This is a genomic window from Paraburkholderia silviterrae, assembly GCF_004353915.1.
Classification (GTDB): Bacteria; Pseudomonadota; Gammaproteobacteria; order Burkholderiales; family Burkholderiaceae; genus Paraburkholderia; species Paraburkholderia silviterrae.
Map to the genome: position 1 here is coordinate 15,827 of NZ_SMRP01000008.1, position 22,376 is coordinate 38,202.

The following is a 22,376-nucleotide window of genomic DNA, read 5'->3' on the forward strand; positions in this document are numbered from 1 at the left end:
CTTGCAGTCTTGCCGGGTGTTTGACCGCAAGATTTGCGCGCCGCGAGGCGGACGACTGGCTTGACGCCGAAGTGGGGGGCGGTGCGCTCTGCTGCGGCATCGAAGGACGGCCCGAAGCGGGTTCGGGGCTCGCGACTGAAAGGATGGGAGTGAGCGAGTATACTTCGCAGACTTCGCCAATACGACCGACATGTCTCCGTCTCACACAAGACCCGGCCGTCCGGCCTACGATTCCCGCTATCTGCGACGGATTTTCGACCGTCGCGCGGCGACGTTCGATGGAGTCGCGTTCTTGCCGCGCGAAATCGCTCAACGCATGCGCGAGCGCCTCGAGTACATCAAGGTGAGTCCAGCGAGCGTGCTCGACATGGGCTGCGGGCCCGGCGACGATCTCCCCAATCTGCGCGAGCGCTTTCCCGAAGCGCCCGTATTCGGCACCGACCTCTCTTTCGCGATGCTCGAGCGCGCCCGTGCGCACGACGCCGGCGACACGAGCTGGCGGCGCTTTCTTCCTGCCTCCATCGGCCGTGCGCTCGGCGCACGCGGTCCGCGTTTCGCGCAGGCCGACTTCGCCGAGCTGCCGTTTGCACACGGCGCGTTCGAGTTGCTCTGGTCCAATCTCGCCTTGCATTGGCATCCGCGTCCCGACCTCGTGTTCGGCGAGTGGCAGCGCGTGCTCAAGGTCAATGGCCTGCTCATGTTCAGCACGCTCGGCCCCGACACGCTCAAGGAACTGCGCGGCGCGTGGGCCGAAGTCGAAGCGGCGCACGGCGTGCCCACGCGGCCCCACGTAATCGATTTCGTCGACATGCACGATCTCGGCGACATGCTCGTCGAGAACGGCTTCGAGATTCCCGTGATGGACCAGGAGACGCTCACCGTCACCTACAAGACGCCTGAGAAGCTGCTCGCCGATGTGCGCCGCTGGGGCGCTTACCCGTTTAACCGCGCCTTCTCGCACGAAGGCAATGAAGGCGATGAGGCCGATGGGCTCGCATCGCGGCGTCTCTATCGCGCGCTCGCGGCTGCGCTCGAGGCACGCCGTTTGAAGGACGGGCCGAACGCCGGTACGATTCCCCTCACCTTCGAAATCATCTACGGCCATGCGTGGAAAGCCGTGCCGCGCACGACGGCGGAAGGCCACGGCATTGTGCGCATCGAAGATATCGGGCGCGGTCCGGCAAGGAATCGCTAACGTGGTAAGGGGGCTTTCGTTATGCCTGAAATTAGCGCCTGAAAAGCCCTCGAAAAATTATCGAAAAATCGCGCAAAGCCACGCCAGTATTGGGTTTTCGGCAGATTGCAGCTTGCTTGTGAGTGCTTGAGATCACGCCTATAATGCGTCGGTTGCTGCGATTGATTGCCGTCCCCAAATCTGACGCAGCAAGTCCAGATCTCCCGCAGTTGTGTAAGGCGTGAAGCGGCGATAGTCTGAACAAGTTGCGTTGGGGGGAGCGAGCGATGCAGACGTCTGATCTGCTGGCGAGTCCGGAGCCGGTCCTGAAAGACTGGATCATGAAGCGCAACTGTTCGGTTTCGCCCAGGCAATTCGTGTTGTTCTATGTATCGCTGGCGCTGGTATCCATCGCGATCGCCGTTCTGTTGTTGATCCGCGGCGCCTGGCTGGTATTGCCGTTCACCGGCATCGATCTGTTGGTAGTAGGGGGCGCCTTTGTCATATACGCGCGCCATGCTGTCGATTACGAACGTATCAAGCTTTATCCGAACCGGCTGGTGATCGAGCAGATGAGCGCCGACGCGCTCACGCAGTTCGAATTCAATCCCCGCTGGGTCCGGGTCGAACCGGGCGCGACCCCACGCGACCCGGTGCGTCTCGTGGCTCGCGGCCAGGCGGTCGCAGTCGGGTTGCATTTGCCGCAGTATCGGCGTGCGCAGTTCGCGCGGGAACTGCGCACGTGGCTCGCGCGCGCCGGTTGAGACTCGGCGCGTGGCAGGGGCTGGTTCAGAGTGCGAGTCATCATTCGACGCGCACCCAGGGCGTAACCTGGTTGCAGAACCTTCCTGCGGGGTCGAGGGTTTGAATGGAAATTATGGGTAAGGAAGCTATGAAAACAATCAAGCGAGCCCTACAGGGCGTGCTGGCGTGCAGCGGACTCCTCGTCGCCGGCGCGGCACTCGCAGTCGGAGACAGTCCGGGCGGCCCAGCGGTGAATGAAATCAATTTTCAGCCGCCCGTCACGCGCATCGCAGAAGAGCTTTACAACCTGCACATGATGATGCTGTTGTTGTGCACCGTGATTTTTATCGGTGTATTCGGCGTCATGTTCTATTCGATCTACGCGCACCGTAAATCGAAGGGCCACAAGGCCGCGCATTTCCACGAGAGCACGACCGTCGAAATCATCTGGACGATCGTGCCGTTCGTCATCGTCGTGCTGATGGCGCTGCCGGCCACCAAGGCCGTCGTGGCCATGAAGGACACGACCAACGCCGACCTCACCGTGAAAGTCACCGGCTACCAGTGGAAATGGGGCTACGACTACGTGAAGGGGCCGGGCGAGGGCATCAGCTTCCTCTCGACGCTTACGACGCCGCGCGCGCAAGTGAACGGCCAGGCGCCGATCACCGACACCTATTTGCAGGAAGTCGATAACCCGCTCGTCGTGCCGGTCAACAAGAAGATTCGCATCATCACCACCGCCAACGACGTCGTGCACTCGTGGTACGTGCCCGCGTTCGGCGTGAAGCAGGATGCGATTCCGGGCTTCGTGCGCGACACGTGGTTCAAGGCCGAGAAGGTGGGCACGTTTCGCGGCTTCTGTACCGAGCTGTGCGGCAAGGAGCACGCGTTCATGCCGGTCGTGGTCGAGGTGCTCTCCGACGACGACTATGCGAAGTGGGTGGACACGCAGAAGGCGAAGATGGCCTCTGCGAACGACGACCCCAACAAGACCTACACGCTGGCTGAGCTCAAGGAGCGCGGTGAGAAGGTGTACACCTCGAACTGCGCGGTGTGTCACCAGCCCAACGGCAAGGGTGCGGGCGCGTTCCCGGCGCTCGACGGCAGCAAGATCGCCAACGGTCCGATCGCCGAGCACGTGAGCATCGTCCTGCACGGCAAGGCGGCGATGCCTGCCTGGGCGCCTACGCTGAACGACGTCGAGATCGCTTCGGTCATCACGTTCGAGCGCAACGCGTGGGGCAACCATACCGGCGACGTGCTGCAACCGCGCCAGGTCATCGATGCGCGCAACGGCAAAATGCCCGAGGGCGGCGACCATACGGCGGGCGCGGGCGCTGCGCCGGCAAGCGGCGCCGATCAGGCAGCCGCGGCCAGCGGCGCGAGCGCAGCGGCGCCCGCCGCGGCCAGCGGCGCAGAGCAGGCTTCGGGCGCGGCGCAAAGCACAGCAGCGGCTGCACCTGGCGCAGCGGCGCTGCCGGCCAGCATCTACTTCGAAGTCGGCAAGAGCACGCTGCCCGCCGACGCGAAAGACGCAATCCAGGCGGCAGCCGACTATGCGAAGGCGCATCCCGACGCGAAGTTTGCGCTCTCGGGCTTCACCGACGCGAGCGGCAAGGCCGACGCCAATGCGGAGCTCGCCAAGCATCGCGCGCAGGCTGTGCGCGACGCGCTGAAGGCGGCGGGCATCGCCGAGGATCACATCATTCTGAAGAAGCCGGAGACGGTCACCGGTGGCGCCGATGCGAAGGAAGCCCGGCGCGTGGAGATCAGTCCGGCAGCCTGAACAGGTTGAACCGAGCCGGTGCGCGAGAAGCAGGAACGTGGCGCGCAACGAGCAGGCAAGAAAAAGACGCAGTCAAGCAGGCCAACGCTGCAGTAAGAGACGCAAAGCAATTCGCTTCAGGAGAGACTCATGTCTAGCATCGGACACGATGTAGCCGGCGGGCACGGTCACGTGCACGGCGATCACGCCCACGAGACCCCCCACGGCTGGCGGCGCTGGCTGTTCGCCACCAACCACAAGGACATCGGAACGCTGTATCTGATTTTTTCGTTCGTGATGTTCCTGTCGGGCGGTGTGATGGCGCTCGCCATCCGTGCCGAGCTGTTCGAGCCCGGGCTGCAGATCATGCGCCCCGAGTTCTTCAATCAGCTCACCACGATGCACGGCTTGATCATGGTGTTCGGCGCGATCATGCCGGCCTTCGTGGGCTTCGCGAACTGGATGGTGCCGCTGCAGGTTGGCGCATCGGACATGGCCTTCGCGCGCATGAACAACTTCAGCTTCTGGCTGCTGCCGGCCGCCGCGTGCCTGCTGGTCGGCTCGTTCTTCTCGCCCGGCGGCGCGACCGCCGCGGGCTGGACGCTCTATGCGCCGCTTTCCACGCAGATGGGCCCGGGCATGGACTTCGCGATCTTCGCGCTGCACATGATGGGTGCGTCGTCGATCATGGGCGGCATCAACATCGTCGTGACGATCCTGAATATGCGCGCGCCCGGCATGACGCTCATGAAGATGCCGATGTTCGCGTGGACGTGGCTGATCACCGCCTACCTGCTGATTGCCGTGATGCCGGTGCTCGCGGGCGCGATCACGATGCTGCTGTTCGACCGCCACTTCGGCACGAGCTTCTTCAACGCGGCAGGCGGCGGCGACCCGGTCATGTACCAGCACATCTTCTGGTTCTTCGGCCACCCCGAGGTCTACATCATGATCTTGCCGGCGTTCGGGATCGTTTCGCAGGTGATTCCGGCGTTCTCGCGCAAGCCGCTGTTCGGCTATAGCTCGATGGTGTACGCCACGGCGTCGATCGCGATTCTCTCGTTCATGGTCTGGGCGCACCACATGTTCGCGACCGGCATGCCGGTCACGGGCCAGCTGTTCTTCATGTACGCGACCATGCTGATCGCGGTGCCCACGGGCGTGAAGGTGTTCAACTGGGTGGCCACGATGTGGCGCGGCTCGCTCACGTTCGAAACGCCGATGCTGTGGGCGGTGGGCTTCTTGATCGTGTTCACGTTCGGCGGTCTGTCGGGCCTGATGCTCGCAATGGCGCCGCTCGACATCCAGTATCACGGCACCTACTTCGTCGTCGCGCACTTCCATTACGTGCTGGTGGCGGGGTCGCTCTTTGCGTTGTTCTCAGGGTGGTATTACTGGTCACCAAAATGGACCGGCTGGATGTACAACGAGATGCGCGGCAAGATCCACTTCTGGTGCTCGCTGTTCTTCTTCAACCTCGCGTTCCTGCCGATGCACTTCGTTGGCCTCGCTGGCATGCCGCGTCGCTATGCCGACTATCCGGCCCAGTTCACCGACTGGAACCAGGTGATCACGATCGGCGCATTCGGCTTCGGCCTCTCGCAGGTGTACTTCCTGTTCTTCGTGGCGCTGCCGGCCTACCGTGGCGGCGGCGAGCTCGAAAAGGCCGGCGACAAGCCGTGGGACGGCGCAACCGGCCTCGAGTGGACCGTGCCGAGCCCGGCGCCGTTCCACACCTTCGAAAATCCGCCGACGGTCGAATAAGCCATCGGTCCTGGGTGTCCGGCCGCGCCGGCCGGGCACCGATGAAAGTCGCGGCTGCGCATGATGCTCAGCATGGCGTTGTAGACATGAGGGCGATCACGAGCATGAGCACGCAACCCGCGGCCACTGGCAACACCAGCAACACTGGCAACGCAAGCATGACCCGGAATCCACAAAAAAGACGTACGCCCGAACAGATCCGAGCGGGCAACCTGCGGCTCGGCCTCATTTTGCTGGCCATCGTCGCCGTCTTTTTTCTGGGTGCCGTTGTGAAGCAGGTGTATTTCGGCGGCCTGGCGCAGTGAAGCCATTGGCAGTGAGGCGCAACGCAACGGCGTGAGCGCTGCTGTTCGTACGAGGAAGTCCGATGTCTACGCAGCACTCTCGCAGCGATCGCGCGTTCAACCGCTCGATGCTTATCAAGCTCGTCGTTGTCGCGTTCTTGATGTTCGGTTTCGGTTTCGCGCTCATCCCGATGTATCGCGCGATCTGCCAGTTCAGCGGCGTCAACAACCTCGTGAAGCGCGACGCCTCCGAGAGCGAGGTGCGCAACACACAGGTGGACATGACGCGCACGATCTCGGTGGAGTTCGACGCGAACGCACGCGGGCTGCTCGGTTTCAAGCCTGAGCAGACGAGCCTCGACGTGCATCCGGGCGAAGTCATGACGGTGATGTACGACATTTCGAACAACGAAGGACGCACGATCGACGCGCAGGCGATCCCGAGCTACGCGCCGAAGCAGGCCACGGAGTACTTCCGCAAGATCGAGTGCTTTTGCTTCACGCAGCAGACCTTGAAGGCGAACGAGACGAAGCGCATGCCGGTGGTGTTCGTGATCGATCCGAAGCTGCCGAAGGATGTGAAGACGATCACGTTGTCGTACACGTTCTTCGAGCTGAACAAGCCTGCGGCACAAACGGCGCCGAAGCAGTCGGCCGGCGCATGAGATGAGTGAGGCGTGACGCCAGTGAGACGACGCGCATGAGCGGCAACGACATGAAGGGCGAGAACGGCGGCGCAAATCAGGGCGCCGGCGCGGCAAAGCAAAAGAAGAGCGGCGTGCTGCAACTGGCGAAAGCGGTGGCGTGGTCGTTCCTCGGCATACGCAAGCGTGCCGACCTCGAATCGGACGCCGCGCAGTTGCATCCGCTGGCGCTGATCGCGGCGGGGCTCATCGGCGCGGTGCTGTTCATCGTCGTGCTGCTCTTGATCGTGCACGCGGTGGTGGGATAAGCGGGGCGCAGCGATGAGGACGCTTGCTCTCGCACCCGAGAACGAATAACGAAGACAGACCGCCGGCAGAAGTCGGCAAAAGCCGGCACTGTCCGGAGCAACTGGAAATTGGAGAATCAGGCATGAGCGGCCAAAACGATAGCCCGTACTACTTCATTCCGCACCCGTCGCGGCATCCGATCAGCGCGTCCATTGGTCTGCTGATCATGCTCTCGTCGCTCGCCTCGTGGATCAACGGCGAATCGTGGGGGCCGATCGGCGTGGCCGCGGGTCTGCTGTGGCTGCTCTTCACGCTCTGGCACTGGTTCGGCGACGCCATCTCCGAATCGGAAGGCGGGATGTATGGCAAGCGCGTCGACTCGTCGTATCGCTGGAGCATGAGCTGGTTCATCTTCTCCGAAGTGATGTTCTTCGGCGCGTTCTTCGGTGCGCTTTTCTACGCGCGCCAGATCGCACTGCATCAGCTCGGCAGTCTCGACTACAAGCTGATCTGGCCGGACTTCACGGCGGTGTGGCCGAACAACGGTCCGGCAGCGCTCGTCTCGCACTTCCGCTCGATGACGCCCTGGCCCGTGCCGACCATCAACACGGCGCTGCTGCTCTCCTCGGGCGCGACGCTCACGGTTGCTCACCATGCACTGCGCGACGATCACCGCAAAAAGGCCATCGCGTGGCTCGCCGGGACGATCGTGCTGGGCCTGTGCTTCCTGTGCCTGCAGGCCTTCGAGTACATTCACGCGTACAACGAACTGAATCTCACGCTGGCTTCGGGCATCTACGGTTCGACGTTCTTCCTGCTCACCGGCTTCCACGGCTTTCACGTGTTCCTCGGCGGCACGATGCTCACCGTGGTGATGGTCCGGCTGATTCGCGGCCACTTCACGGCGGAGCACCACTTCGCATTCGAAGGCGCCGCATGGTACTGGCACTTCGTGGACGTGGTCTGGCTCGGCCTCTACGTGGTCGTGTACTGGCTCTAAGCCAGTGTAAGGCGCACGATGCGGGCATTCGCGCGGCATGCGATTGCCGCAGCGCAGCGAGCATAAAAAAAGGCGCCGCGCCGACGATGTCGGAGCGGCGCCTTGGCTTTTGCGGGACTCGATGATGCGGGGTGCGAAGCGGCCGGACGCTGCTGCGAAGGCCCGATCGCCCGAACGCGGGCGCCGCGCTCAGCGGCCGTAAGGAATCCCGGTGGACTGGATCCAGCCCATCCAGTGCGCAAAGAGGATGAAGAGGAACAGCGAGATGGACAGCCCGACGCGTGTCGCGAGCGACCAGACCATCCGCTTGGTGCGGCCCCGGTCGTGCATCATGAAGTAAAGCGCGGAGATCATGCTCGTGATGATCAGCGCAAACGCAATGGGGACAAGTATGTGCATGAAGTTCACGGAAGTTGGCACGCCTGAAATCGCCTGTCTCATTATCGCACCGTGCTCCGTGGCACGGGATTCGGCCATTCGAATGCGCCGCATCGGATGGGCCCGATGAAGATCCGGCTCGTTCCCGCACTGCTCATCCTGGTCGTGATGGCCGTGACCATCCGCCTGGGCTTCTGGCAACGCGATCGCGCCCATCAAAAGGAAGCGTTGCAGGCGCAGATCACGCGCTACGAGAACGCGAGCCCGCAGACGGTGGGCGCCGCGGCGGTGGCCCTGAAGGACATCGAGTTCCATCGCGTGCGGGCACAAGGCACATTCATGCCCGAGCGCGTGGTGTATCTCGACAATCGTCCCTATAACGACCAGCCGGGCTTTTACGTGGTGATGCCGCTTAAACTGGAAGGCGGCGGCTACGTGCTCGTGAACCGCGGCTGGCTACCGCGCAACATCGAGGACCGGGAGCGGATCGCGCCCTATCTGACACCCACGGGCCCGGTCGAAGTCGAGGGCATTGCGCGCGCGGATGCCTCGCGTGCCTTCGAGCTGGGTGCGGGCGGCTCTGCAGCGCATCAGAAGATACGGCAGAATCTCGGCGTCGCTTCCTACGCGGCGGAAACCGGACTGCCGCTGCAGCCCTTCGTGATCCAGCAAACGGGCTTCGTGCCGGCCTTCAAGGACGGCCTCGTGCGCGACTGGCCCGTGCCGGTCGCGGACGTCGAACGCAACTACGGCTACATGCTCCAGTGGTGGGGCATGGCGGCCGCGGCGCTCGGATTCGGCCTCTACGCGGCCCGCCGGGCTGCGACAAAAGAGCGCAGTGAAGGGCGTGGGCAGGAGCCGGCGCACAGCACGAAGGACGCCTGACGATCGATGGGCTTTGGGCCGATCGCGCCGCCGGGCGGTTCATCAGGCGCAAAAATTCGCTGCGACTTGGCAGCGCATGGATAACTGGAAGCGACAGAAACGAGGTTCACGCAGTGTCGACGCATTCTCCCGATTCATCGCAGGTTTCGCGCAGCGCAACGCTGCAGAAGGGCGCAACGACCAGGGGCGCTCCCCAGAACGGCGCGCCGCTGAAGGGCGCTCCGCCAAAGGGCTCGTGGCAGCGCGGCCGCTGGATGTTGCTGCTGATCGCGCTGATGTGCGGCGCGCCGATCGCGATTTCCTATTTCACGTACTACGTGATCAAGCCGAAGGGCGGCACGACGAGCTACGGCACGCTGATCGAGCCGCAGCGCACGATTCCATCCGCGCTGATGGTGACCGGCGACGACGGCCGCGAAGTGCCGCTCGCCTCGCTCAAGGGCCGCTGGCTGATGATCTCGGTGGACGGCGGCGCGTGCGACGAGTCCTGTGTGAAGAAGCTCTACTTCATGCGCCAGGTGCGCGCGACGCAGGGCCAGGAGCGCGAGCGCATCATCATGGTCTGGCTGCGCAGCGACGACGCCAGCGTGCCGGCCGCCTTGAAGACCGCCTATCCGGATACGCGCATGCTGCGCGCCGATCCGGCCTCGGTGGCCGCCTGGCTGCCCGCCACGGACACGACGAGGGACACGAATCACATCTACATGGTCGATCCCAACGGCAACCTGATGATGCGGTTCCCGGCGCAGCCGGATCCGTCGAAGATCAAACAAGACGTGACCAAACTCCTCAAGTGGTCGCGTATCGGTTAAGGTGCGCAGCGCGAGTCTGACAGAGAAGAGTAAGAGTGATGTTTATCCTGGAGCTGGGCCTGATCGGCCTGTGCATCGCGTTGCTGCCGCTGTCGTGGGTCTGGGTGAAGGCCGACGACGACAAGTTCCGCAAGCTCGTGTGGCTCACGACCTTCATGACGCTCGACCTCGTGATGTTCGGCGGCTTCACGCGCCTCACCGATTCGGGCCTCGGGTGCCCCGATTGGCCGGGCTGCTACGGGACTTCGTCGCCGTTCATCGCGCATGCGCAGATCGCGGCCGCCCATCTCGCGATGCCGAGCGGCCCCGTGAGCATGACGAAGGCGTGGATCGAGATGATTCACCGCTATTTCGCGATGGCCATCGGCGTCCTGATCATTGCGCAGACGGCGATCGCCTGGCGCGCGCGCATCAAGCGCATGCCGCTGCACGTCTCGCCGTGGTGGCCCACGGCGCTGCTCGGCCTGATCGTCGTGCAGGGCGTATTCGGCGCGTGGACGGTCACGATGAAGCTGCAGCCCATCATCGTCACCACGCACCTCATGCTCGGCCTGACGCTGCTTGGAGCACTCGCGTGGCTCGCTGCGCGCATGACGCCGCTGCCGACGTTCGAGCCCGACGCCGCGCGCTGGCGCGTGGCCGCGCTTGTGGCGCTCGTGCTGCTCGTGGCGCAGATCGCGCTGGGCGGCTGGGTGAGCACGAACTACGCGGTGCTCGCCTGCACGGACTTTCCGACCTGCAACGGCGCGTGGATCCCGCCGATGGACTTCCACCACGGTTTCCACCTCTGGCGCGCGCTCGGCATGGACGGCAACGGCGACGTGATCACCCAGAACGCACTCGTCGCGATCCACTGGACGCACCGCACGTTCGCGTTCGCCGTGATCGCATATCTGGTATGGTTCGCCCTCAAGTTGCGTCGCTACGCTTCGCTGCGCCGCCCCGCTAACTGGGTCCTGATCGTGATCGCGATCCAGTTTTTGACCGGACTATCGAACATCGTGCTGCAGTGGCCGCTGCCTGTGGCAGTTGCGCACAACGGTGGCGCGGCGATCCTGTTGCTTTTGGTCGTCGTGCTAAACTTTCGAATTGCTTGTAGCCGCCCCGGCCGCGCTGTGCTCCCTGCGCGCGACACCGCAGCGGTGTGACCCCGCCCTATGGAAAGTACAACTCTCCCCCAAACACCCGGCAGCCGGATTTCGCAGTATCTCGCGCTCACGAAGCCCCGCGTCACCCAATTGGCCGTGTTTTGCGCGGTCATCGGCATGTTCCTCGCCGTGCCGGGCATGGTGCCCTGGAAACAGCTGGTCGGCGGCACTGTCGGCATCTGGCTGACGGCCGGCGCAGCCTTCGCGATCAACTGCCTCGTCGAGCAAAAGGTGGATGCGCGCATGCGTCGCACCGCATGGCGTCCTTCGGCGCGCGGCGAGATCACCAGCGTGCAGATCCTGCTGTTCTCCGCGGTGATCGGCGGCATCGGCATGTGGACGCTCTATACGTTCACCAACCCGCTCACCATGTGGCTCACGTTCGCGACCTTCATCGGCTACGCGATCATCTACACGCTGCTGCTCAAGCCCGCCACGCCCCAGAACATCGTGATCGGCGGCGCCTCGGGCGCGATGCCGCCGGCGCTTGGCTGGGCGGCCGTCACGGGCCACGTGCCGGGCGACGCCTGGATTCTGGTGCTCATCATCTTCGTGTGGACGCCGCCGCACTTCTGGTCGCTCGCGCTCTATCGCCGAAAGGACTACGAAAACGCCGGCCTGCCGATGCTGCCCAACACGCACGGCGAGAAGTACACGCGCCTGCACATCCTGCTCTACACCGTGATCCTGTTCGCGGTCACGCTGATGCCCTATATCTCGGGCATGAGCGGCATGCTGTATCTCGTCGCAGCCGTCCTGCTCGGCGCGGTGTTCCTCGCTTACGCGTGGAAGATCTATCTCGAGTATTCGGACGCGCTCGCACGCAAGACTTTCCGCTACTCGATCGTTTACCTCTCGGTGCTGTTCGCCGCGCTGCTCGTCGATCACTACGTGCACGCGCTCATCGGGATGTAACGGTATGGCTCGCTCCTTGTTCGCACGCGCGGCGCGTGCCGCGCGTGTCTCACTCATTGCCCTCGCGGCGGCGGGCGCGCTCGGCGGCACGATGGCACTCGTTGGCTGCGGCCAGCAGCCGCCGTCGTTCTCGAACCTCGACATCACCGGCAACACGCAGTTCGGCAAGGACTTCTCGCTGCCTGACGCGAGCGGCAAGATGCGCTCGCTCGCCGACTTCAAGGGCAAGGTGGTCGTGCTGTTCTTCGGCTACACGCATTGTCCGGACGTGTGCCCGACCACCATGGCCGAGCTTTCGCAGGCGCTCCAGCAACTGGGTCCCGATGCCGCGAAGCGCGTGCAGGTGCTCTTCGTGAGCGTCGATCCCGAGCGTGACAGCGCCGAGATCCTGAGCCAGTACGTGAGCGCGTTCAACCCCACCTTCATTGCGCTGCGTCCCGCCGACGAGGCGCAACTCAAGCAGATCACGAAGGACTTCCGCGTCTACTACGCGAAGGTGCCCGGCAATACGCCCGGCAGCTACACGATGGATCACACCGCCGCGAGCTACGTGTTCGACACCACCGGCAAGCTGCGCCTGTTTGCGCGCGACGGGCAGGGCGTCACGCCCTGGCTCCACGATCTGAAGATCCTGCTCGCCTCGAACGACTAAGGTCGCTTGGGCCGCACCTGGGCCTGGCAGGTCATTCAGGCTGCTCAGGTCGGACCACCGACGCACCGTGGTTCGCCGAAGGCGTGGACCCAAGCTGGCCCCCCTCTCACTGGCGCACGCTGGTATACCCGTATGCGATTTCTTTATTTCGCGCGACGGGTGCCATATGAGACCATTTATGGCTTCCCGGCTGGCGGCACACAATGCCGCTGCAGCCGGGACATGACAGTAACAAACACGCAACAAGCGGAAACATCATCTCCATGCAGCGCAGAAATCTGATTAAAGCTCTCCTCGCCGGCGTCGCCGCCACCACGCTCGCAGCCAGCTTCGGCGCCCACGCCGACGACAAGGTCATCAAGGTCGGTACTGTTTCCGGTCCGGACGCCCAGGTTTGGACCGTGGTCCAGAAGGTCGCCAAGCGCGAAGGCCTGAACGTCAAGGTCATCGAATTCAACGACTACGTGCAGCCGAACGCGGCGCTCGACTCGGGCGACCTCGACGCCAACAGCTTCCAGACGGGACCGTACCTCGACAGCCAGGTCAAGCAGCGCGGCTACAAGCTCGTGAACGCGGGCCTCACGTACATCTCGCCGATCGGCGTGTACTCGAAGAAGCTCAAGTCGCTGAACGACCTGCCGCAAGGCGCGAAGGTCGCGGTGCCGAACGATCCGTCGAACGAGAACCGCGCGCTGCTGCTCCTGCAGAACAAGGGCGTGATCAAGCTGCGCGCCGGCGCGGGCACGAACGGCAATAACGCGACGCCGCTCGACGTCGCGGAGAATCCGAAGAAGGTGAAGCTCGTCGAACTGGACGCCGCGCAACTGCCGCGCGCGCTCGGCGACGTGGACGCCGCCGTGATCAACACGAACTACGCGCTGGCAGCGGGCCTGCAGCCGACCAAGGACGCGATCGCGCTGGAAGACATCCACAGCCCGTACGCGAACCTGATCGCCGTGCGCGCCCAGGACAAGGACAAGCCGTGGGTGAAGAAGCTGGTCGCGGCTTATCAGTCGGAAGACGTGCGCCAGTTCATCAAGAACGAGTTCAAGGGCTCGATGATTCCGTCGTTCTAAGCGACGCAGAATCCTCGCTTCCGATCGCAGCGCGCGGCGAACAAGCCGCGCCCGCTGGCGATCCAGCAAATGAAAAGCCGCTTCCTGTAAGCGGCTTTTTTGCGCCTGCGGCGTGGCCGGGCCGGCGCTACGACGGGTGTCGCGCGGTGCGAGGCCCGCTAATGCCAGGCTCGCAGCGGCACCGTCATCCCAGCAGCTTCTGCACGAGTTCCATCGCGTCGATCAACTGTTCCTGCTCGGCGATCGAGAGCGTCGCGAGCAAGCCCATCACACCGCCGACCGCCGCCGCGGCAAGCGATGCGCAAGCGGCTCGCCCCGCTTCGGTCAGGCTCAGGAGCGTCTGGCGCGCGTCGGCTTCCGAGGCCCGCCGCGAGATCAGTTGCTGGCGCTCGAATCCGGTGAGGATCCGGCTCAGATAGCCGGAATCGAGCGCCAGGTCGCGTGCGAGTGCCGCAGCGGTGTCCGTGCGGCCGCTCTCCAGCTCACGCAGGATGCGAATCTCGGTCAATGAAAACGAGGTGCACGGAAGTTCGTTGTGTCGCTCGCCAAGAAATTTCCGATAGAAGCGATTGAACTGCAGGACGGCCTCGGCGCGCCGTTTCATCGCGGAATCGTTTGACAACCCTGTACCCCGTCGTCATTTGTTGATGTTGGTCAGGTGCCACTATATGGGATGTCAGGGTGCCGCGATATCGTCGTTGTTTCTCTGAAACGGGCCGGTGGTTCTGATCTGGTATCGCTTTGGTCTTTCCAATTTGTGCTCTGAGAGGCGGTGTGGTCTCTCAAAAAGAGCCCACAGGTATCTCTCCAGGGAAAGTACCGATACCCGGCGTACTGCCCACAGCGCCCTTTAATGTTGCGTAATTCATTGATTATTATGGAAATTGTGCCAATCAGGATGCGGCTATCGCGCATGTTGACTGGTATTATTGTGGTTATATAATGGGCTCAAATTCGCGCAGGGTAGAGACCGCGACGGCAACGTCGAAAGTGTCAGATGACCTGCCCTGAAGCCCCCCGATCTGTCCAACCGCTGGCCGGAGTTCCATGGAAACCCGTTGGTCTGCCCTGATGCCCGATGCGCGCAACGTCACGCCGCTCTATCTGCAGCTGGCGCGCAATCTTGCGACGGCCATTCATTGCGGCGTCTGGTCGGCGGGCGAGGCGCTGCCTTCGGAGCGCACGCTCTCGGACGCCATCGGCGTGTCGCGCATCACGGCGCGCAAGGCCATCGAGCTGCTGGTCGAGCAGGGGCTGATCCGGCGCGCACGCGGCGCGGGCAGCTTTATCACGCCGCGCGTGGAAGATCCGCTCTCGCGTCTGACAGGTTTCACGAAAAAGATGGAGCAGCGTGGCTTCACGCCGGACTCGGTGTGGCTGGAACGCGAGGTGCGCGCGGCACACCGCGAGGAGATCGTGCAGCTTGGGCTTTCGCCGGGCGCCTCGGTCGCGAGTTTGCGGCGCCTGCGCCGCGCGGACGGCATCGTGATGGCCGTCGAGCACTCGGCGCTGCCCGCGTCCATCGTGCCGGACCCGCATGCCATCGACGGCTCGCTCTATGCGTATCTCGAGGGGCGCGGCGTGCCGGTCGTGCGCGCGCTCCAGCACTTCCGCGCGGTCAACGCGACAGGCGAAATCGCGACGCTGATGGGTGTGGAGCCGCGCGCGGCGCTGCTCGTGATCACGCGCGTGGGCTTTTCGCGCGACCAGCACGCCATCGAGCTCACCGACACCTATTGCCGCGACGGCTTTTACGACTTCGTCGCGGAGCTCAGGCAATGAACGGAGTAACGAAGGCGGCTCGCCGGAACGGAACGCCGCGCCACGAATCTCTCATGCACGTCACCGTCACGACTCATCGCGCACCCCATTTTCTCGTGAGCAAAATCGGAAGAATCTCATGCTGAGCGGAAACATTCTCACCCCTGGTGGCTGGATCAACGGCACGCTGACGTTCGAAAACGGACGTATCACGTCGATCGAGGGCGAGTCCGTCGATCCGGCGAAGAACGACGAGCCCTACATCCTGCCGGGCTTCATCGACCTGCACGTGCACGGCGGCGGCGGCGCCGACGTCATGGAAGCGGGCGACGCCATCGAAACCATCGCGCGCACCCATGCGCGCTACGGCACGACGAGCCTGCTCGCCACCACCATGACCGCGCCGCGCGATGAACTCATGAGCGTGGTCGCGGGCTTGGGCGACGTGGCGCGCCGGCGCACGCCGGGCGGCGCGCGGGTGCTGGGCGTGCATCTGGAAGGGCCGTACATCAATCCGGGCAAGCTCGGCGCGCAACCCGACGCGGCCGTGTCCGCCGTGCTCGACGAAGTCCTCAAGTATCTGTCGATCGCGCCGATCCGCGTGGTGACCGTGGCTCCGGAAATCGCGGGCCATATCGAGATCATCGGCGAGATGGCTGCACGCGGCGTGCGCGTGCAGCTCGGCCACTCGCTCGCGACCTACGACGATGCCGTCGCCGCGCTCAAGCATGGCGCACGTGGTTTCACGCACCTCTTCAATGCGATGTCGCCGCTGCACCATCGCAATCCGGGTCTCGTCGGCGCGGCGCTCGCCCACGCGGAGTACGCGGAGATCATCCCCGACCTGCTGCACGTGCATCCGGGCGCGATCCGCGCGGCGCTGCGCGCCATTCCGCGCCTCTACGTCGTGACCGACAGCACCTCGGCCACCGGCATGCCCGATGGCGAATACCGACTCGGCAGCCAGCACGTGACCAAATGCCTCGGCGGCGTGCGTCTTGCAGATGGCACGCTCGCCGGCAGCACCCTCACCATGGACCAGGCCTTGCGCAATCTCGTTTCGCTCGGCCTGCCCATCGCAGATGTTTCCGCGCGCCTGTCGCGCTACGCGGCCGACTATCTCGGCATCGAAGACCGTGGCCGCCTCACGCGCGGCGCATGGGCCGATGTCAACGTGTTCGACCGTGAACTCACGCTTACCGCGACCTACGTCGAAGGAGAATCGATTGTCGAATATGCTTAAAGAAGCGCTGGCCTCGGCTGGCGTCGTCGCCGCGCAGCTCGCGGACACCTCGCGTGTTCAGGCGCTCGCCCGCGCGCTCGAGGCCGAGCCGCGCCACGTCGCGCTCACGGTTGCGCGCGGTAGCTCGGACCACGCGGCGAGCTATTTCGCCTCGCTGACCATGAGCCGCATCGGCGTGCCGGTGGCCTCGATTCCCATGTCGATCGCGACGCTGCAACAGGCGCCATTGCGCGTGAAGGGCCAGTTTGCCCTTGCTTTTTCCCAATCGGGCAGGAGTCCTGACCTTGTCGCCACGATGCGCGCACTGCACGACGCGGGCGCGCTCACGGCGGCCATGGTCAACGTGGGCGGCTCGCCGCTCGCCGAAGCCGCGGGCAACGAACTGCCGCTGCTGGCGGGTCCCGAACTGAGTGTCGCGGCCACCAAGAGCTATATCGCGATGCTCGCGATGTCGGCGCAACTCGTGGCGTTCTGGCAGCGCGACGCCGCGTTCCTCGACGCCGTGCGCGCACTGCCCGCGGCGCTCGATCGTGCTGGCGCGCTCGACTGGTCGAAGGCCGTGGACGAGCTGCGCGACGTCTCGCAGATGATCGTGATCGGCCGCGGCCCGGGTCTTGCCATCGCGCAGGAAGCGGCGCTCAAGCTCAAGGAGACCTCGGGCATCCAGGCCGAAGCGTTCTCCAGCGCCGAAGTGCGCCACGGCCCGATGGAGCTGATCGACCGCGACTATCCGCTGCTCGTGTTCGCACCGCGCGGACCGGAGCAGGCGGGCCTCGTGCAGTTGGCGCGCGACATGCAAAAGCGCGGCGCGCGCGTGCTGCTGGCGGCGCCCGCCGACGTGCCGGAGGCCACGCTGCCGCTCGTGACGACGGCCGACCCGACGCTCGATCCGATCGCCGCCATTCTTTCGTTCTACGTGATGGCGGCAAGCCTTGCCGCCGCGCGCGGCCGCAACCCGGACGAGCCGCGCTACCTGAACAAAGTCACCGAAACCCACTAGATTGGAACGCTGATGGAACGCATCCAGGAGTCCCGCCTGATGAGCCCGGACAATGCTGCCAAGGGTCGTATTGAATTGACCGCGCCGCTGACCGGTCCGGTCGTGCCGCTCGCCTCCGTGCCCGATCCGGTGTTTTCGGAAGGCCTGTTCGGCGACGGTATCGGCATCGATCCGCTGGTCGGCCGGCTCGTCTCGCCGTGCGACGGCACGGTCATGCACCTCGCGCGCACCGGCCACGCCGTCACGCTGCAGACCGCCGAAGGCGCGCAAGTGCTCGTGCATATCGGCATCGACACGGTCGAGCTGAGCGGCAAGGGCTTTACGCCGAAGGTCGAGCAGGGCGCCCAGGTGCGCCGCGGCGACCTGCTGATCGAATTCGATCTCGACGTGGTGGCGTGCAACGCGCCCAGCCTCGTCTCCGTGATCGCGGTGGCGAACTCCGATGCGTTCGAAGTGGTCGAGCGCGCGGGCTACACGAGCCGTGTCGAGGCGGGCGAGACGCCGCTCCTCGTGTTGCGTGCGCGTGACGGCGCCGCGCCCCCGGCCGGCGTCGCCGAGGTGGTCACCAACGAAGTGCGCCGCAGCGTGACGCTCACGCATGCGGGCGGGCTCCATGCGCGCCCCGCGGCGCGTGCGCGCGAATCGGTGCGCGGGATCGATGCGCGCGTGGAAGTGCGCTTCGGCGAGCGCAAGGCCGCCATCGAAAGCGTGGTGGGCCTGCTTGGGCTCGGCGCGGGCGAGGGCGCGACCATCGAACTGGTCGGCTTGGGCCGCGAGGCGCAGAAGGCTGTCGATGCCGTCGCCAACGAGCTCCTGCGCGAAGCGCCGGGCGAAGGCGGAGAGGCGCCCGCGCGGCAACTGTCGCCGGCGCCGGTGACTGCCGCCGTGGCCAGTGCGGCAGGCGCTAGTGTCGCCGCGCAGCCGGCCGCGCTGGGTGTGTCGGGTGCGCCTGGCACGCTGATCGGCGTGTGTGCGGCGCCTGGCGTGGCCGTCGGCAAGCTGGTGCGCTGGGACGACGCCGAACTCGAGCCGTCCGAGCTCGCGAGCGGCCCGTCGTCGGCGGAGAGCCGCCTGCTCGACAAGGCCGTCGCGTCCGTCGACGGCGAGCTGGACGCCTCCGTGCGTGCGGCCTCGCAGCGCGGTGCGATCGGCGAAGCGGGCATCTTCCAGATGCATCGCGTGCTGCTCGAAGATCCGACGCTCATCGACGCCGCGCGCGACCTCATCAGCCTCGGCAAGAGCGCGGGCTTTGCGTGGCGCGCCTCGATCCGCGAGCAGATCGCGGTGCTCGGCAAGGTGGACGACCCGCTGCTCGCGGAGCGCGCCGCCGATCTGCGGGACCTCGAAAAGCGCGTGCTGCGCGCGCTTGCGAACGCGAGCGGCGCAGGCAACGCGATGGGCGCGGCCCAGCGCGAGCTGCCTGAAGAAGCCGTGCTTGCCGCCGACGAATTCACGCCCTCCGACCTCGCCTCGCTCGACCGCAAGCGTGTTACCGCGCTCGTGATGGCGCGTGGCGGCGCGACCTCGCATGCTGCGATCATCGCGCGCCAGGCGGGCATTCCGGCAATCGTCGCGCTCGGCGATGCCTTGCACAAGATCGAAGAAGGCACCCAGGTGGTGGTGGACGCGGGCGCTGGCAGCCTCGCTTTCGCGCCGAGCACGCAGGACGTCGAACGCGCCCGTGCCGAAAAGCAGCGCCTTGCCGGCGTGCGCGAGGCGAACCGGCGTACGTCGCATGAGGCCGCGGCCACGCGCGACGGCCATGCGGTCGAAGTCGCGGCGAACATCGCGACGCTCGAGGATGCGCGCACCGCCGTGGAAAACGGCGCGGATTCCGTGGGCCTCCTGCGCACCGAGCTCATGTTCATCCATCGCCAGGCGGCGCCTACGGTGGACGAGCATCGCGAGGGCTACCAGGCGATCGCCGAAGCGCTGGGTGGTCGCACGGCGATCATCCGCACGCTCGACGTGGGCGCGGACAAGGAAGTCGACTATCTGACGCTGCCGCCCGAGCCGAACCCCGCGTTGGGCTTGCGCGGCATCCGCCTTGCCCAGGTGCGTCCCGATCTGCTCGACGACCAGTTGCGCGGGCTGCTCGCGGTCGAGCCCATGGGCGCCGTGCGCATCCTGCTGCCGATGGTCACCGACGTGGGCGAACTCGTGCGCCTGCGCGAGCGCATCGACACGTTCGCACGCGAAGCGGGCCGCACTGGCCGCATCGAGGTGGGCGTGATGATCGAGGTGCCCTCGGCGGCGCTGCTGGCCGACCAGCTCGCGCGCCACGCCGATTTCCTCTCGATCGGCACCAACGATCTCACGCAATACACGCTCGCGATGGACCGCTGCCAGCCCGATCTGGCGACGCAGGCCGACGGCCTGCATCCCGCCGTGCTGCGCCTCGTCTCCGTGGCGGTGGAGGGCGCGAGCAAGCATGGCAAGTGGGTTGGCGTGTGCGGCGCGCTGGCGGGCGACCCGCTCGCGGTGCCGCTGCTCATCGGCCTGGGCGTCACCGAGCTGTCGGTCGATCCGGTTTCCGTGCCGTCGATCAAGGCGCGCGTGCGCAAGCTCGATTACAGCCAGTGCCGCGAGCGCGCGTTCGAGGTCCTCGCGCTGGAGTCGGCGCAGGCGGTGCGCGCAGCGAGCCGCGCGCACTGGCCGCTCGATTGATTGCTCGCTTGATCTGCTGAGTGGCTGAGCAATTGGCCACTCGCTTCACCGGGTAGTTGATAGCACCACAATCATTCGGTTTCCTTGATAACCACACACCGGCGGGCGCAGCGATCGCGCGCCGGCTTCTCTCACCTCACTTTCGTCACGCAAGAGACAGAGACTGGAGGCAGTTCAATGGATGGCAATCCGTTTCTCAAGATTCAGAGCCTCGGCCGCGCGCTGATGCTTCCGATCGCAGTGCTGCCGGTGGCCGGCATTCTGCTGCGCTTCGGGCAGGCCGACATGCTCAACATCAAGATCATCGCCGACGCAGGCGGCGCGATCTTCGACAACCTGCCGCTCTTGTTCGCAATCGGCATCGCGGTGGGTTTCGCGAAGGACAACAACGGCGTGGCGGCGCTCGCGGGCGCGCTCGGCTACCTGGTCGAGACCGCCGTGATGAAGGACATCAACGACAAGCTCAACATGGGCGTGCTCTCGGGCGTGGTGGCCGGTGTCGTGGCGGGCATGCTGTACAACCGCTTCAAGGACATCAAGCTGCCCGAGTTCCTTGCCTTCTTCGGCGGCAAGCGCTTCGTGCCGATCGTGACCGGGCTCGCGTGCTTGCTGCTTGGCATCGTGTTCGGCTATGCATGGGGACCCGTGCAGCACGTGATCGACACGGCGGGTCATTGGCTGACCACGGCGGGGGCGATCGGCACGTTCGTCTACGGTCTGCTGAACCGGCTGCTGCTCGTGACTGGCCTGCATCACATCCTGAACTCTCTCGTGTGGTTCGTGTTCGGCTCGTTCACGCCCGCCGCCGGCGGCGCGGCCGTGACCGGCGACCTGCACCGCTTCTTCGCTGGCGACCCCACGGCGGGCAGCTTCATGGCCGGCTTCTTCCCGGTGATGATGTTCGGCCTGCCGGCCGCGTGTCTCGCGATGCTGCACGAGGCGCCCAAGGAGCGCCGCGCGATGGTGGGCGGCTTGCTGCTCTCGATGGCGCTCACTTCGTTCCTCACGGGCGTGACCGAGCCGATCGAGTTCACGTTCATGTTCCTCGCGCCGGTGCTCTACGGCATCCACGCCGTGCTCACGGGCCTGTCGCTCGCCATCTGCTCGCTGCTCGGCATCAAGCTCGGCTTCACGTTCTCGGCGGGCGCGATCGACTATGTGCTGAACTACGGCCTCTCCACGCACGGCTGGGAAGCGATTCCGCTAGGCATCGCCTACGCGGTGGTCTACTACGCGCTGTTCCGCTTCTTCATCCGCCGCTTCAATCTGCCGACGCCGGGCCGCGAAGCCTCGGCCGGCGACACGGAAATCGCCTCGTCGATGTCGGGCGTGCAAGTGCCGGTGGGTGGCGCGGCCGCTGCCACGTCGCTGTCGCGTGCGGCGCGCTATATCGATGCGCTCGGCGGCGCGGCCAACCTGAAGGTGGTCGATGCGTGCACGACGCGTCTGCGTCTCACGGTGGCGGACCCGGCGCATGTGTCGGAGCCGGCGCTGAAGGCAATCGGCGCGCGTGGCGTGCTCAAGCGCGGTGGCGAGAGCGTGCAGGTCATCATCGGGCCGGAAGCCGACATGATCGCCGACGAGATCCGTCGCGAGATTGCCAGCGGCCGCCCGGCGGCAGCGGCGGCCAAGGCAGTGCCGGTGGCGCAGCCTGCGTCACAGTCCGCGTCACAATCAGTCTCGCAGTCTGCCGCTCAGCCGGTGCAGGCAGCCGGTCCGCTCGACCCGAATCCGTCGCGCTGGCTGGCGGTGCTGGGCGGCGCGGCGAACATTGTGTCGCTCGATGCGGTCGCGGTCACGCGCTTGCGCGTGATCCTGCGCGACCCCGCGGCAGTTGACCGTGCGCAGCTTGGTGCGCTCGATGTGGCCTGGGTGTCGGCGGATACGCTGCATATCGTCGTGGGCGACGCGGCGCAGCGTTATGCGCGCGAGCTTGCGTTGCAGGCGGCCTGAGCGGTCCCTTGTTGCGAAGAAAAAACCGGCGCTAGCGCCGGTTTTTTTCATATCTCGTGTGTTTGCACGCCGCCCGCCCGAAGCCTTACTTCCCGCTATCGCCGGCGTCCATTTTGCGCTGCTGATCGAGCCACATCACATTGATGATGCCGAAGCCGAGCGCCACGCCAATGCCCAGTATCCAGGTGAAGTACCACATGATTTCCACTCCTGCGTAAAT

Annotated in this window: 22 protein-coding genes; 19 read left to right on the top strand and 3 right to left on the bottom strand. The window is 65.2% G+C overall.

Features of this window, described 5'->3' with window-relative positions:
• Positions 1-190 precede the first annotated feature (190 nt).
• The 8 genes from EYW47_RS17445 (at position 191) to EYW47_RS17480 (ending at position 7,666) form a co-directional block, all read left to right on the top strand.
• Positions 191-1,195, top strand: coding sequence for a methyltransferase domain-containing protein (locus EYW47_RS17445; protein WP_133196099.1), 1,005 nt, complete (start codon positions 191-193; stop codon positions 1,193-1,195).
• Positions 1,196-1,461: 266 nt separating this feature from the next.
• A complete protein-coding gene (locus EYW47_RS17450) occupies positions 1,462-1,938 on the top strand; it encodes a DUF2244 domain-containing protein (protein ID WP_133196100.1) in 477 nt (158 codons plus the stop codon).
• A gap of 104 nt (positions 1,939-2,042) precedes the next feature.
• Positions 2,043-3,707 (top strand): cytochrome c oxidase subunit II, encoded by a 1,665-nt coding sequence (gene coxB, locus EYW47_RS17455; RefSeq protein WP_133196101.1) that lies wholly within the window; start codon positions 2,043-2,045, stop codon positions 3,705-3,707.
• Positions 3,708-3,836: 129 nt separating this feature from the next.
• The gene (gene ctaD / locus EYW47_RS17460) at positions 3,837-5,450 is read left to right on the top strand and encodes a cytochrome c oxidase subunit I (protein ID WP_133196102.1); all 1,614 of its coding nucleotides are present in this window, start codon (positions 3,837-3,839) and stop codon (positions 5,448-5,450) included.
• A 158-nt stretch (positions 5,451-5,608) separates the two neighbouring features.
• Complete coding sequence (locus tag EYW47_RS17465) at positions 5,609-5,755, top strand: cytochrome oxidase small assembly protein (protein ID WP_133196312.1); 147 nt, start codon at positions 5,609-5,611, stop codon at positions 5,753-5,755.
• A 62-nt stretch (positions 5,756-5,817) separates the two neighbouring features.
• Positions 5,818-6,399 carry a cytochrome c oxidase assembly protein gene (locus EYW47_RS17470; RefSeq protein WP_133196103.1) on the top strand — a complete coding sequence of 194 codons (582 nt, stop codon included), beginning with the start codon at positions 5,818-5,820 and terminating at the stop codon, positions 6,397-6,399.
• 35 nt (positions 6,400-6,434) lie between these two features.
• Positions 6,435-6,686 (top strand): DUF2970 domain-containing protein, encoded by a 252-nt coding sequence (locus EYW47_RS17475; RefSeq protein ID WP_377785254.1) that lies wholly within the window; start codon positions 6,435-6,437, stop codon positions 6,684-6,686.
• Positions 6,687-6,808: 122 nt separating this feature from the next.
• A complete protein-coding gene (locus EYW47_RS17480) occupies positions 6,809-7,666 on the top strand; it encodes a cytochrome c oxidase subunit 3 (protein ID WP_133196104.1) in 858 nt (285 codons plus the stop codon).
• 189 nt (positions 7,667-7,855) lie between these two features.
• Here EYW47_RS17480 and EYW47_RS17485 read toward each other — a convergent pair whose 3' ends face one another.
• A complete protein-coding gene (locus EYW47_RS17485; RefSeq protein WP_028220007.1) occupies positions 7,856-8,065 on the bottom strand; it encodes a twin transmembrane helix small protein in 210 nt (69 codons plus the stop codon).
• Positions 8,066-8,170: 105 nt separating this feature from the next.
• Between EYW47_RS17485 and EYW47_RS17490 the strand changes: the two genes are divergently transcribed.
• The 6 genes from EYW47_RS17490 (at position 8,171) to EYW47_RS17515 (ending at position 13,532) form a co-directional block, all read left to right on the top strand.
• Positions 8,171-8,929, top strand: a complete 759-nt coding sequence (locus EYW47_RS17490) for an SURF1 family protein (RefSeq protein ID WP_133196105.1) — start codon at positions 8,171-8,173, stop codon at positions 8,927-8,929.
• Positions 8,930-9,090: 161 nt separating this feature from the next.
• On the top strand, positions 9,091-9,741 hold the full coding sequence (locus EYW47_RS17495; RefSeq protein WP_133196314.1) for an SCO family protein: 651 nt from the start codon (positions 9,091-9,093) through the stop codon (positions 9,739-9,741).
• 38 nt (positions 9,742-9,779) lie between these two features.
• Positions 9,780-10,889 carry a COX15/CtaA family protein gene (locus EYW47_RS17500; protein ID WP_133196315.1) on the top strand — a complete coding sequence of 370 codons (1,110 nt, stop codon included), beginning with the start codon at positions 9,780-9,782 and terminating at the stop codon, positions 10,887-10,889.
• 9 nt (positions 10,890-10,898) lie between these two features.
• A complete protein-coding gene (gene cyoE, locus EYW47_RS17505; RefSeq protein ID WP_133196106.1) occupies positions 10,899-11,804 on the top strand; it encodes a heme o synthase in 906 nt (301 codons plus the stop codon).
• A 4-nt stretch (positions 11,805-11,808) separates the two neighbouring features.
• Positions 11,809-12,456 (top strand): SCO family protein, encoded by a 648-nt coding sequence (locus EYW47_RS17510; RefSeq protein ID WP_133196107.1) that lies wholly within the window; start codon positions 11,809-11,811, stop codon positions 12,454-12,456.
• A gap of 263 nt (positions 12,457-12,719) precedes the next feature.
• Positions 12,720-13,532, top strand: coding sequence for a MetQ/NlpA family ABC transporter substrate-binding protein (locus EYW47_RS17515; protein ID WP_133196108.1), 813 nt, complete (start codon positions 12,720-12,722; stop codon positions 13,530-13,532).
• Positions 13,533-13,716: 184 nt separating this feature from the next.
• On the opposite strand, the gene EYW47_RS17520 is transcribed toward EYW47_RS17515, so the two are convergent.
• Entirely contained in the window at positions 13,717-14,136 is a 420-nt protein-coding gene (locus EYW47_RS17520; protein WP_133196109.1) for a MarR family winged helix-turn-helix transcriptional regulator, read from the bottom strand.
• A 443-nt stretch (positions 14,137-14,579) separates the two neighbouring features.
• On the opposite strand from EYW47_RS17520, the gene EYW47_RS17525 reads away from it, so the two are divergent.
• The 5 genes from EYW47_RS17525 to nagE all read left to right on the top strand — a co-directional run bounded on the left by EYW47_RS17525 (position 14,580) and on the right by nagE (position 22,156).
• Positions 14,580-15,314: a GntR family transcriptional regulator gene (locus tag EYW47_RS17525; protein WP_133196110.1), complete on the top strand. Its 735-nt coding sequence runs from the start codon at positions 14,580-14,582 to the stop codon at positions 15,312-15,314.
• A 118-nt stretch (positions 15,315-15,432) separates the two neighbouring features.
• Positions 15,433-16,536, top strand: coding sequence for an N-acetylglucosamine-6-phosphate deacetylase (nagA, locus tag EYW47_RS17530; protein ID WP_133196111.1), 1,104 nt, complete (start codon positions 15,433-15,435; stop codon positions 16,534-16,536).
• On the top strand, positions 16,529-17,536 hold the full coding sequence (locus EYW47_RS17535; protein ID WP_133196316.1) for an SIS domain-containing protein: 1,008 nt from the start codon (positions 16,529-16,531) through the stop codon (positions 17,534-17,536). Before nagA ends, EYW47_RS17535 begins: the two co-directional genes overlap by 8 nt.
• Positions 17,537-17,548: 12 nt before the next feature.
• Positions 17,549-20,203, top strand: coding sequence for a phosphoenolpyruvate--protein phosphotransferase (ptsP, locus tag EYW47_RS17540; protein WP_133196112.1), 2,655 nt, complete (start codon positions 17,549-17,551; stop codon positions 20,201-20,203).
• A gap of 177 nt (positions 20,204-20,380) precedes the next feature.
• Positions 20,381-22,156, top strand: a complete 1,776-nt coding sequence (nagE, locus tag EYW47_RS17545; RefSeq protein ID WP_133196113.1) for an N-acetylglucosamine-specific PTS transporter subunit IIBC — start codon at positions 20,381-20,383, stop codon at positions 22,154-22,156.
• Positions 22,157-22,241: 85 nt separating this feature from the next.
• Here the strand turns inward: nagE and cydX are convergent, their stop codons facing one another.
• Complete coding sequence (gene cydX / locus EYW47_RS17550) at positions 22,242-22,355, bottom strand: cytochrome bd-I oxidase subunit CydX (RefSeq protein ID WP_133196114.1); 114 nt, start codon at positions 22,353-22,355, stop codon at positions 22,242-22,244.
• Positions 22,356-22,376 lie beyond the last annotated feature (21 nt).